This is a genomic window from Sphingomonas sp. ID0503, assembly GCF_048565625.1.
Lineage (GTDB): Bacteria > Pseudomonadota > Alphaproteobacteria > Sphingomonadales > Sphingomonadaceae > JBLZUR01.
The window spans coordinates 289,807-301,436 of the sequence record NZ_JBLZUR010000002.1 but is presented as its reverse complement, the minus strand read 5'-3'; the positions used below and the strand labels follow the sequence as shown (position 1 = coordinate 301,436).

Sequence of the window (11,630 nt, the reverse complement as noted above, 5' to 3'; positions counted from 1 at the left end):
TCCGGCAAAACGACAACAACTCTGAAGTTCGCGACGCCGACGCACTGACGCTCGGTGGAATCAATACGGGCAAAGATGATCGTTATCCGCAAGTCCATGCGGCGGCGGACCTGCTGTAGGACAGCGAAAAGAGCGTTGGGCCTCAGGCCGCGCCAGCCAACCTCGTGTTGGTCGACGCCGCTTCGAGGAGGTGCTTCTCCAGCTCCTCCGCGCGGTGCGCGGCGGTGTGGGCGGTGAGCGCGCGGGCTTGGGCCGCCTTGCCGATCGCGGTGCCGTCGCCGGCGATGGCGGCGATCACGTCGGCCGTGCTGTCGGCAAGGACGATCTCGCTTCCATCGGCGAGGAGGCTGTCGATCCCCTCCCACCGATCGGAGATGATCGGGGTGGCACAGGCGGCCGCCTCGAACAGGCGGACGGAGGGGGACCAGCCGGCGGCGATCATGTCGCCGCGCGTCACGTTCAGGGTGAAGCGCGAAGCCGAGTAGAAGGCGGCGTGATCGCGCGGGGGAAGGTGCTCGATACGCTCGACATTCTCCGGCCAGTCGACGTCGGCGGGATATTGCGGCCCGGCGACGGCGAACCGGCGATCGGGCATGCGGCGCGCTGGCTCGATAAGCAGGCGTTCCAGCGTCGGCTGACGATCGGGGCTGTAGGTGCCGAGATAGGAGAGATCCCAGCATCGGTTGATGCCCATCGGATAGTACAGCTCGGGATCGACCGAGCAGTAGAGCGCGCGGGCGGCGGGGGAGCCGTAGTCACGCTCGATTCGGTCGAGCGTCGGGCCGCCGGTGAAGGAGAGGTACACGTCGTAGCCGGGGATGACCTCGGGCGAGAGATATTCGAAGTCGCCGCGCGCGAGCTTCGCGAGGGTCACGGGGGTATCGATGTCGTAGAAAGCGGTGACGCCGTCCGCCGTCCGCTGCACGAACTCGGCGACGGCAACGCCCTCCGGCACATAGGAGCCGACGATCACCGCATCGGCGGCGGCGATCTCAGTGCGCCAGCCCTCAAGCTCGGTCAGGTCCTTGTAGAAGGCGAGGCGGCAATAGGCCGGGTCGAGGCAGTCGCGCTGACTGGCGTACCAGGGCACGTCGCGTTCGAGGAACAGGATGTCGTGGCCGCGCGCGGCGAACGCTTTCAGGAGCGCGCGAAAGGTGGTGGCGTGGCCGTTCCCCCAGGAGGAGGAGAGCGACAGGCCGAGGACGACGATGTTCATGCCGCCTCCCGCTTGCCAGCGAAGTGATCGCGAAAGAGTGCGTCGACCTGCGCACCACGCAGGGCGTAGGTATGTTCGGCCTTCACGCGGGCGAGCGCGGCCTGACCGATCGCGCGGGAGCGTTCGGGGGTGAGCGCGGCGAGGTGGTCGGCGACGTCCTGACCGTCGCGGGCGACGAGGACCTCCTCATCCGGCTTCAGGAAAAGTTCGATCCCTTCCCATGCGTCGGTGATGAGGCAGGCGGCGGCGCCCGCCGCCTCGAACACGCGGGTGGCCGGGGAGAAGCCGATCGCCGCCATGCTGTCCCGGGCAACGTTGAGGACGGCGAGCGGGGTCGCGTTGAAGGCGTTGTGCTCGGTCGTATAGACATGGCCGCGATGGCGGACATTCGCCGGCATGTCCTTCGTCTCCCAGCCATTGCCGCCGATCAGGAAGCTGCGGTCGGCGAGTGCGGCGGCGGGGCGCAGGAAGAACTCCTCCACGCGCGCCTCGCGGTCGGGGAGGCGGTTGCCGAGGAAGGCGAGGTCGCAGGCGAAGCGCCCATCCGGGTCGACCGGGTGATGCGTGCTCGGGTCCAGCGCATTGTAGACCGGGATGCAGGCGGCCGCGCCGAAGCCCTGATAGGCGTCAATCACCGGCGGGCCGCCGCCATAGGTGCACACCATGTCGAGGTCCGGCAGCGCACGGAGGACCGGATGCGAGGGGTCGCCCCGCATCTCGTCCAGCGTGGCGGCGGCGTCGACATCCCAGAAGATGCGGAGCGCGCCGGGCCGGGCGCGCGCGGTGACACCCTCCAGAAGCTCGCGATCGAAGACGCCGACGCCGTTCGCCTTGACGACGATGTCGGCATCTCCCGCCTCGGCAAGGACGGAGCGGAGGCCGTCGTCGGTCGCCGGGTAGACCACGGAGCGGCACCATTCGGGCGGATCGATGTCGCGATGCTGCTGCCGGTCGAAGGCATCTGGTTCGTAGAAGGTGATGGCGTAGCCGCGACGGGCGAGTTCGCCGAGGATGCCGCGATAGTAGGTGGCGGCCCCGTTCCAGTAGGAGGAGAGGAGGCTCGATCCGTAGAAAGCGATCTTCATGCGGCGGTTCTCTCGGGCAGCTGATTGAGGGTGGCGGCGATGGCGAGAAGCTCATCGACGCGATGCGAGCAGGTGTGGCGGGCGCGGATGGTTTCGAGACCCGAGGCGATGAGCGCGTTGCGGAGGTCCTGGTCCCTGCGGATCTCACGCATGTGGCGGGTTATCGCGGCCTCGTCGGGCGCCATCAGGAAGTCCTGACCGATGCGGAACAGGCCTTCGCTGTCGTCCCAGGGGGCGGAGAGCAGCGGGATGCCGCAGGCGAGCGCCTCAAACACGCGGATCGTCGGGATGCCGGGCAAAATGGTGGTGTAATAGCGCCGGGGGACGTGGACCGTGGCTATACGGCTGGCGAAGAGCGCGGGGGCGGCGGCATTTGGAGCCCATCCGCGATAGGTGGCGCCGTAGCGGGCGAGGAGGTCCTTCGCCGCGTCCGGATAGCGAACGCCGTGGATGTCGAGCGAGAGGCCGGCCGCCTGGGCGGGACGGAGCAGGAAGGTCTCGATCTCCTGCGTGCGCTCGCCATCCCCCCAATTGCCGATCCAGATCAGGCCGTTGCGATCGCCCTCCTGCTCCGGTGGGTGGAACAGGCGGGTGTCGGCGGCCTCGTGGAACGTCCAGACGCGCCCGGCCCAGCCCCAGCGGCGATAGACCTCCGACAAGGTCTCCCCGAAGGCCAAGACGCCGTCATAGCCGGAGAGATCGAAGGCGCGGATTGCATCGGGATCGCTGACGGCGCGGTGGTGCGTGTCGTGGAAGAGGAGGGTGAAGGCGACACCTGTCTTCCGGAGCGCGCCGATCGCGGCGACCAAAGCGGGGTCGTTCCATTCGTGGACGATCACCAGCTCGGCATCGCCGATCAGGGCGACAACATCGTCGGCGGCGGCGAAGCGGTCGGAGGAGAGTTCGGGATAGGCGCTGCGATAGGCGTCCAGTCCGATTTCGCCATGATCGCCGACGAGATTGGCGCGGCTCCAGCTGTCGGCGGGCTCAAGCGCGCGCACGTCATGGCCACGCGCGATCAGCTCGCGGAGCAGACCGCGGAGAAAATGGGCGTTGCCGTGGTTCCAGCAGCTGTCGAGCGAGTGGGTGAAATAGGCAATTTTCATGCGGCGGCCTTCGAAGGCGGGGCAAGCCGCCGGTAGATGCGGTCCATACCGGCCGCCATGCGAGCGGGGGTGAAGGCGAGCGCGTGGGCCTTGGCCCGCTCTCCCAGGGCCAGCCGCTCGGCCTCATCGCCGACAAGGGCCTGAAGGATGTCGGCTAGGGCGCGATCGTCATGGGGATCGACGAAGATCGCGACATCGCCCCAAAGCTCGCGAAAGGTCGGGATGTCCGAGAGGACGAGCGGGCAGCCGGCTTGGGCCGCCTCCAGCACCGCCAGACCGAAGGGTTCGTAGAGTGCGGTCGAGACGAAGACCGGGCGGGCGGCGAGGCAGGACGCGAGTTCCGCCTCCGCCATCGGCCCTTTTAGGCTCAGCTCGGGGAAGTCGGCCCGGCCCCCTCCCGGATGCTCGTAAGGACCTGCCGCCTTCACCGGAACGGCAAGGCGGGCGGCGGCGCGGTCCAGGACGGCGAGGTTCTTGCCCTCATCCCACAGGCGGCCGGCGGTGAAGACGAAGTCGTGCATCGCGCCATTTGGGGTGGCAATCGGTGTGCGGCCGTTATGGACCACCTCCGGCAGGGTCGCGAGACCATAGGTGGCGCGGGTCGCTTCGGCGAAGGCGCGGCTCGGCGTCACCACCGCCTGCGCGCCGGCGAGACCCTGCGCCGCCATGTCGGTCTTCCACCGGAAGTCGGAGGGCAGCGGCCCTCCCTTCACCGCCGCCCACCAGCTGGCGACGCAGCTATGCGCGACGGCAATAACGGGCGCGGGCATCGGCTCGGCGGCGAGGCTTGGCTGATTCAGCTGGATCACGTCGGTGCCGACTTCGCCTGCAAGCGCCGCGACTTGCTGGGCGGCGCGGCGCACCTCGCCTTCGTCTTCTGCGAGCCAGTCGACGGGCAGGCCGGTCTCCACCAGGCGAAGGCCGGCGGCGGCCTGACGCTGTGCATCGGTGGGCGCGGGGCCGAGCAGGGCGAGCACCACCTCATAGTCGAGAGCCGAGAGGGCGCGGCCCAGCTCGGTCGCATATTGCCACACGCCGCCGACCGCATCCGCCGTCATCAGCAATCGGCGTGATGTCACGCGGCGACGTCCTGCCGCGCCGGCGCGAGATCGAGGCCACGCGCTTCGGCCAGCCAGCCGGCGAGGCGGGCCACGCCGTCGCGCCACGGCACCTTAGGACCGAGGCCGAGCGCCGCGTCGCCCGCGCGGGTGTCCGCGACGAAGTAGCGCTGGTCGCCCGCGCGCCAATCGTCGTAGCGGATGTCCACCGGCCGCCCGAGCACGCCGCCGATATGGGCGAGAAGCTCGCGCAGGCTGATCGAATTGGCCGGGCCGCCACCGAGGTTGAAGGCGCGACCCTTGACCGTGTCGATATCGCGCCAGACGGCGAGATAGGCATCGACCGCGTCCGACACGTCGAGGATGTCGCGAACCTGTCGTCCGTCGCCGTAGAGGGTGATCTGTCGCCCCTCGAGAGCACGGATCAGGAAGTGCGCGACCCACCCCTGATCCTCGGTCCCCATCTGCCGCTGGCCATAGATGCAGCTCATGCGGAGGACGGCGGCGCGCAGGCCGTAGCTGCGCGCATAGTCTAGCACGTACTGGTCGGCGGCACCCTTGGAGCAGCCATAGGGCGTGTGGAAGTCGAGCGGGCGTGCCTCGCCAATGCCGTAGGCGGCGACCTGCGGGTCGGTCGCGACATAGCGCTCGCCCTCGACCGCGAAGTCGAGGTCGATGAGGTCGCCATAGACCTTGTTGGTGGAGGCGAAGATGACCGGCGTGTCCGGCGCACCGGTGCGGAGCGCGTCGAGCAGGTTGAGCGTGCCGGCGATGTTGATGGTGAAGTCGTCACGCGGATCGGTGAGGCTGGTAGTGACCGCCACCTGCGCGGCCATGTGGAACACGGCCTTGGCGCGGGTCGCGGCGGCGGCGAGGCGGTCCTCGTCGCGGATGTCGGCGATGATCGCCTCGATCCGATCGCCGTGATTACGCTTCAGCCAGTTGAGATTATCCTCGACACCGGCGCGGGAGAGCGCGTCGTAGATGAGGACGCGGTGGCCCTCCACCGCCAGGCGATCGGCGATGTTGGATCCGATGAAGCCCGCGCCGCCGGTGACGAGAACGGGCCGGTCGTCCGCCGCGCTCATGCGACGAGGCCCCGCGCTTCCAGCTCGCCGCGCATCTGTTCGACGCGGTCGGAGGCGGTCTGCTGGGCCACCCATTCGGCGAGTTCGGAAAGCCCTTCCTGGAAGTCCTGCGCGGCGGTGAAGCCGAGGCGGTCGGCGGCGAGGGTGGTGTCGCAGAAGCAGTGGCGGATGTCGCCGATCCGCGCCTTGCCGACGATCTGCGGCTCGATGCTGTTCTTGCCCATCGCGCGGGCGAGTTCGGTCGCGACCTCGGTCACAGAGCGGTCATGGCCGGAGCCGATGTTGAAGGTGCCGCCGGACGCCTGCGGCAGGACGAGCGCGTCGGAGAAGGCGCGGGCGACGTCCGAGACATGGACGAAGTCGCGGCGCTGCTCCCCATCCTCGAAGATCATCGGCTGCTGTCCATTCAGGAGCCGCGAGGCGAAGATGGCGAGAACGCCGGTATAGGGGTTGGAGAGCGCCTGGCCCGGACCGTAGACGTTGAACAGGCGGAGGCAGACGCCCTCGATCCCATAGGGCGCGGCCATGATGTGGGTCGTGCGTTCCTGCACGTACTTGTTGAGCGCGTAGATCGAAGCGAGGTTCGGGCGCTTCCATTCGGGCGTGGCGACGGGCGCGAGCGGACGGCCCTGCGCGTCCACCGGTTCCCAGTTCGCCTGGCCGTCCTTCAGAGACTTGCGCTCGGCATCCTCGATCAGTTGGCCGTCGGCGTCGCGGTAGAGACCCTCGCCATAGATGCTCATTGAGGAGGCGGTGACGACGCGGCGGACGGGATTGTCGATCAGCGCCTCGAACACGACCGCGGTGCCGACGTCGTTTGTGGAGGTGTAGCGTTCGACCTCGTACATCGACTGGCCAACGCCGACTTCAGCCGCGAGATGAACGACCGCGTCGACGCCTTTCAGAGCCGTCGCGACCTTCGCCTTGTCGCGGACGTCGCCGATGACCAGCTCGGCATCCTTGTTCAGCATCTGCGAACCGTCGGTCTCGCCGTGGACCTGTTCGATCAGGCTATCGAGCACGCGGACCTGGTTGCCGCGGCGGATCAACTCATCCGCGACGGACCGGCCGATGAAACCGGCACCGCCGGTGATTAGGATCGTCTCCACTCGACCTCCCTGATTAACTTGGATCAGCAGCTTGCAACAAAGTTAACCCAGGTTATTGTCGTACATGACGACTTTGTTGTGCTTGCGTGACAAAGGCTGCTTCTTCATCTTTGTTCCCTGTCGGGTCTGTCCACCGAAATATTTTTCGACGGGCGTGGAACTTCTGCTTCTCGACTGTTTTTGCCGGCTGATGAAGAAGCTCCGGCGCGCGTTCTGACCGCCACTATCCACCTGATCCGGCACGGCGACCATGACGAGGTCGGCCGTGTGCTGAGCGGCCGATCGGTGATCCCGCTCAATGCGCGTGGGCGCTCGCAGGCGGCGCGGCTCGGCGAATGGCTGCGCGACAAGGGGGTGGGTGCGATCCACAGCAGCCCGCGACCGCGCGCGATAGAGACGGCCGAGGCGATCGCCACCGCAACCGGACTGCCGGTGGAGATGGTGCCGGCGCTGGACGAGGTAGACTTCGGGATCTGGACCGGGCGCAGCTTCGCGGAACTGGACGGTGATCCGGATTGGGATGCGTGGAACGCCCGGCGGGGCGTTACGAGGGTGCCGGGCGGCGAGACGATGATGGAGGCGGTGCTCCGCGCGGCGGCCCATATCGAGGCGGTGCCGGCGGGGCGCACGATCGCCTGCGTCAGCCATTGCGATGTGATCCGGGGATTGGTGCTGCACTATTTGGGTGTAGGGGTGGATCGCATCCTGTCGATTGACTGCGAACCGGCGTCGGTCAGTACGCTAACGATCGGGCCGGAGGGGGTGCGGTTGGTGCGGTTGAATCTGGGGGTTTGATTTCAAAGACATCCTCCCCCGCCAGGGGGAGGTGGCAGGCGTAGCGTGACGGAGGGGGCGGACAGGGGCCTCTAATTGGATGGTGCGCCGCCGCCCTCCCCCTCCGTCGCCTTCGGCGCCACCTCCCCCTGGCGGGGGAGGATTTTGGTTAGCTGCGCGATCGGCCCGCTCCAGTCGCCGGGCGTGGTCTGGTGATAGAGGCGCATCGAGGCGTACCACGGCGTCGTCGCGGCACCAGGGGTCCAGCGCCAGTCGGGGTCTGCCTTGAGCAGGAGGGCGGTCGGGCGGCCGAGGGCGCCGGCGAGGTGGGCGATCATCGTGTCGACCGTCACCACCAGCGCGCAGGCGGCGACCGCGCGAGCGGTGGCGATCATGTCCATCGGGCAGCCTTGCGGGTTCAGGACCGGCAGGGTGGTGGGCGCGCCGACGAGGGTGAAAACGGGATTGGTCGCGCAGATGTCCGTGAAGGCATCCGGCGCGATCGAGCGGCTGCGGTCCCAATCCCCGCCCTCGTAGCAGAGGCCGATGGTTCCGGCGGGGAGCGGTTCCGCATCGCACGTCAGGTACGGCGCGCCACAGAGCGGGCCTTCACGCAAGGCGAATGGAAGCTCCGTGATCTCGATATCGCATGCGGCAGGCGGCGAGGGATGCGCCTGGTCGAAGGGAACGAACCGGGCGTTCGGAGCGATCCCGGAGAGGAGCGGGACCAGCGACGGCTGCGTCTCCACCGTCAGGCTTGCGGCGCGGCGGGCGAGGAGCGGCAGGTAGCGCGCGAACTGGATGGTGTCGCCGAGGCCGTGATAGCAGCGGACGAGCACGTCGCAGCCGTCGAACGGGCGGCCGTCCCAAACCCAGCGCTTGTGATAAGGCAGGCGCGGATCGTCGCGGGTGGCGGGATCGCGCAGCGCCAGCCATGCAGCCGACATCGCCCAGGCACTGTCGAAATCGCCCGCGCGGATCGCCGCGGTCCACCGATCCATACTCACGGGCGCGGAAATAGCCGAGTGTAGGAAGGGTTCCACCCAACGTCAGGGTCAATCGCAGCTTCATCTACGATGATAAAGATGATCCATGATATTATCATAGATCAGTTTCGTTCCTTATCTTTATTATGGAACAGCAATGATCCAGGAGCGTTGCGGAGGAGGTACTTACCTTAGACGCTCGAATCCCCTAGCAGGATGTCAGCGATGTCCGGCAGGGGATGGGACGGAATGCAGATGGCCGAACAGCCTGTGGATCGGGATCGTTCCGCGCGGCTGGCAGAGGAGGTCGCGGCGCTCGCGCCCTGGTTCCACAACATTGATCTGGGCGGCGGCATTGTCACCGCGCCGGAGCATTTCCTCGGCAACTATCCCGCCGACAAGTTCGCCCGCTTCGCAAGCGCCGTACCCACCGACCTGACGGGAAAGAGCGTGCTCGACATCGGGTGCAACGCCGGCTTCTACTCGGTCGAGATGAAGCGGCGCGGCGCGGCGCGCGTGCTCGGGATCGACAGCGACGACCGCTATCTGGCGCAGGCGCGGCTGGCGACGCGTGAGCTGGGGTTCGAGGGCGTCGAGTTCGCCAAGCTGTCGGTCTACGATGTCGGCGCGCTGGCCGAGAAGTTCGACCTCGTGGTGTTCATGGGCGTGCTCTATCACCTGCGGCACCCCCTCCTCGCGCTCGACCTGATCCGCGAGCATGTCGCCGGCGACCTGATGCTGTTCCAGACGATGCAGCAGGGGTCCGAGGATGTGATCGACGTGCCGGAGGACCACCCGTTCTTCGTGCCCGGCAGCTTCGAGTCCCCACCCATCTTCGACGATCCGGCCTATCCGAAGATGCATTTCATCGAGCGGTCCTTTGCCAATGACTGGACCAATTGGTGGGCGCCGAACCGGGCGTGCAGCGCCGCGATGCTGCGGGCGTCCGGCTTCGAGATTCTGGAGAACCCGGAGCCGGAAGTGTTCCTCTGCCGCGCCGTGCCGGTGCCGTTCGCGCAGTACGGGCCTGCCGCCGTTTATCCCAAGGGGGGAAGTGAAGCGTGACCGTCGAAGCCGCGATGCTCTGGAACGAGCCCAACAACAAGTCGCATTGGGACCCGGCGGTGGACCCCGACTGGGCGAGGTTCGCGGACCATGTGATCCGCGCCGGGAACGCGATCCATGCGGTGAACCCGGCGGTGACGCGGGTGCTGGGCGGCATGTCGCCGATCGACCCGCATTGGCTCCGCCGAATGGAGGGGCATGGTGCGCTCGATGCCGTTGATGCGGTGGCTGTGCACGGCTTCCCGCTCGACTGGAACCTCTGGCCGCTGTCGAGCTGGCCGGAGAAGATCGACGAGATCAAGGCCATCACCGACAAGCCGGTCTGGGTAACGGAAGTCGGCGTCAGTTCCTTCGGCGCGGAGGAGGTTCAGGATTTCGGACTGGCGAAGACGGCCGCCCTCCTGAAGGACAAGGCACCGCGCGTCTTCTGGTACTCGCTGTTCGATCTGCCGATGAGCTGGGGCGCGGAGACGCGGCACCGTGAGGCCGAGGGTTCGTCATACTACCGGCACTTCTACCTCGGCCTGATCCGCGAGGACGGTACGCCGAAGCCCGCGCTTGAGACCTATGCGAAGGTCGCGGCCGATGTCGGGCTGATGCAGTGGTTCCATTATCAGGACCCGCGACTGGACGAGGCCGTGGCGTGGATGAAGCGGCTGGGCACCAAGCGCATCCGCACCGGCCTCAGCTGGGCGGACAGCTTCCGGCCCGACGCGATCGGCTGGTTCGACCGACAGATGGAGGCGCTGGCCGACTTCGATGTGACCGTCACCTTCTGCTTCACGCCCGCACATCTCGGCATAGAGCCGCACCACACCAGCCCGGCACGCGATCCGCAGGCCTTCGCAGACTTCTGCGCGTGGATGATCGAGCGTTATGCGCCGGCGCAGGCGGTCGAGCAGAAGGCGGCGCCCTTCGCTCCGCTGGCCGAAGAAACCGCCTCGCCGATGTCCACCCTCAACTTCAACCGCGACGAGCGCCTCGCCGCAGAGCGGAGCGCCGCTTGATGCTGACCCCTCCCCGCCGGCCCATCAACGTCGCGATCATCGGCGTGGGCAATTGCGCGTCGAGCCTGGTGCAGGGCATCCAGCATTACGGCCAGGGTGCGAACGACCTCGCGGGTCTGATGCACTGGGAGATCGGCGGCTATCGCCCGGCGGACCTGAAGGTCGTCGCCGCCTGGGACGTGGACGCGCGCAAGGTGGGGCAGGATGTCGCCGACGCGATCTTCGCCAAGCCGAACTGCACCGCCGTCTTCTGCCCGGAGGTGACGGAGACCGGGGCCACCGTTCAAATGGGCGCGGTGCTGGACGGCGTGGCCGAGCACATGACCGACTATCCCGACGACAACCGCACCTTTGTGATGGCCGAGAGGGCGGAGGCGACGCGGGAGAGCGTGGTCAAGGCGCTGCGCGAGGCGGGCGTCGACGTGATGATGAACTATCTGCCGGTCGGCAGCCAGAAAGCGACCGAGTTCTACGCCGAATGCGCGCTGGAGGCCGGGGTCGCCTTCGTCAACAATATCCCCGTGTTCATCGCCAGCGAGCCGGAATGGGCGGAGCGGTTCCAGGCGGCGGGCGTGCCGATCATCGGCGACGACATCAAGGCACAGCTGGGTGCCACCATCGTCCACCGGGTGCTGACCGACCTGTTCCGCAAGCGTGGGGTGAAGCTCGATCGGACGTACCAGCTGAACACCGGCGGCAATACTGACTTCCTCAACATGTCGAACCGCACCCGTCTGAAATCGAAGAAGATCAGCAAGACCGAGGCGGTGCAGTCGGTGGCCGAGACGCGGCTTGAGGACGAGAACATCCATGTCGGGCCTTCCGATTACGTCGCCTGGCAGAACGACAACAAGGTCTGCTTCCTGCGCATGGAAGGGCAGCTGTTCGGCGGCGTGCCGATGAACCTGGAACTGCGTCTGTCGGTGGAGGACAGCCCCAATTCGGCAGGCGTCGCGATCGACATGGTGCGATGCGCGGCATTGGCGAAGGATCGGGGGCTGGGCGGTCCGATCCTCGCGCCCGCTGCCTATTTCTGCAAGCATCCGCCGGAGCAGATGACCGACGACGAGGCTTATGCGCAGGTGGAGGCGTTCATCGCGGCCGGGGCGTGAGGGGCAACCATGCGACCGTGCTCC

The 11,630-nt window shown here is 67.3% G+C and carries 11 protein-coding genes; 4 read left to right on the top strand and 7 right to left on the bottom strand.

Annotated features, from left to right (window positions below; translation table 11 throughout):
* Nucleotides 1-142: 142 nt before the first annotated feature.
* The 6 genes from ACM608_RS02460 to ACM608_RS02435 are packed head-to-tail and all read right to left on the bottom strand — an operon-like array spanning nucleotide 143 to nucleotide 6,662.
* Nucleotides 143-1,216: a CgeB family protein gene (locus tag ACM608_RS02460; RefSeq protein ID WP_419681567.1), complete on the bottom strand. Its 1,074-nt coding sequence runs from the start codon at nucleotides 1,214-1,216 to the stop codon at nucleotides 143-145.
* Nucleotides 1,213-2,301 carry a CgeB family protein gene (locus tag ACM608_RS02455; RefSeq protein WP_419681565.1) on the bottom strand — a complete coding sequence of 363 codons (1,089 nt, stop codon included), beginning with the start codon at nucleotides 2,299-2,301 and terminating at the stop codon, nucleotides 1,213-1,215. Before ACM608_RS02455 ends, ACM608_RS02460 begins: the two co-directional genes overlap by 4 nt.
* A complete protein-coding gene (locus ACM608_RS02450) occupies nucleotides 2,298-3,407 on the bottom strand; it encodes a CgeB family protein (protein ID WP_419681563.1) in 1,110 nt (369 codons plus the stop codon). The genes ACM608_RS02455 and ACM608_RS02450 overlap by 4 nt, the downstream gene beginning before the upstream one ends.
* Nucleotides 3,404-4,486 carry a glycosyltransferase family 4 protein gene (locus ACM608_RS02445; protein ID WP_419681561.1) on the bottom strand — a complete coding sequence of 361 codons (1,083 nt, stop codon included), beginning with the start codon at nucleotides 4,484-4,486 and terminating at the stop codon, nucleotides 3,404-3,406. The genes ACM608_RS02450 and ACM608_RS02445 overlap by 4 nt, the downstream gene beginning before the upstream one ends.
* Nucleotides 4,483-5,553: an SDR family NAD(P)-dependent oxidoreductase gene (locus ACM608_RS02440; protein WP_419681559.1), complete on the bottom strand. Its 1,071-nt coding sequence runs from the start codon at nucleotides 5,551-5,553 to the stop codon at nucleotides 4,483-4,485. The genes ACM608_RS02445 and ACM608_RS02440 overlap by 4 nt, the downstream gene beginning before the upstream one ends.
* Nucleotides 5,550-6,662: an NAD-dependent epimerase/dehydratase family protein gene (locus ACM608_RS02435; RefSeq protein ID WP_419681557.1), complete on the bottom strand. Its 1,113-nt coding sequence runs from the start codon at nucleotides 6,660-6,662 to the stop codon at nucleotides 5,550-5,552. Before ACM608_RS02435 ends, ACM608_RS02440 begins: the two co-directional genes overlap by 4 nt.
* A gap of 180 nt (nucleotides 6,663-6,842) precedes the next feature.
* On the opposite strand from ACM608_RS02435, the gene ACM608_RS02430 reads away from it, so the two are divergent.
* Nucleotides 6,843-7,457 (top strand): histidine phosphatase family protein, encoded by a 615-nt coding sequence (locus ACM608_RS02430; RefSeq protein ID WP_419681555.1) that lies wholly within the window; start codon nucleotides 6,843-6,845, stop codon nucleotides 7,455-7,457.
* A 71-nt stretch (nucleotides 7,458-7,528) separates the two neighbouring features.
* On the opposite strand, the gene ACM608_RS02425 is transcribed toward ACM608_RS02430, so the two are convergent.
* Nucleotides 7,529-8,437: a hypothetical protein gene (locus ACM608_RS02425; RefSeq protein ID WP_419685066.1), complete on the bottom strand. Its 909-nt coding sequence runs from the start codon at nucleotides 8,435-8,437 to the stop codon at nucleotides 7,529-7,531.
* Between the two features lie 210 nt (nucleotides 8,438-8,647).
* On the opposite strand from ACM608_RS02425, the gene ACM608_RS02420 reads away from it, so the two are divergent.
* From ACM608_RS02420 to ACM608_RS02410, 3 genes are read left to right on the top strand one after another with little or no spacing between them, the layout of a single operon-like run.
* Nucleotides 8,648-9,487 carry a TIGR04290 family methyltransferase gene (locus tag ACM608_RS02420; RefSeq protein WP_419681553.1) on the top strand — a complete coding sequence of 280 codons (840 nt, stop codon included), beginning with the start codon at nucleotides 8,648-8,650 and terminating at the stop codon, nucleotides 9,485-9,487.
* Entirely contained in the window at nucleotides 9,484-10,494 is a 1,011-nt protein-coding gene (locus ACM608_RS02415) for a glycosyl hydrolase (RefSeq protein WP_419681551.1), read from the top strand. Before ACM608_RS02420 ends, ACM608_RS02415 begins: the two co-directional genes overlap by 4 nt.
* Nucleotides 10,494-11,606 (top strand): inositol-3-phosphate synthase, encoded by a 1,113-nt coding sequence (locus tag ACM608_RS02410; protein ID WP_419681549.1) that lies wholly within the window; start codon nucleotides 10,494-10,496, stop codon nucleotides 11,604-11,606. Before ACM608_RS02415 ends, ACM608_RS02410 begins: the two co-directional genes overlap by 1 nt.
* The last annotated feature ends 24 nt before the right edge of the window (nucleotides 11,607-11,630 follow it).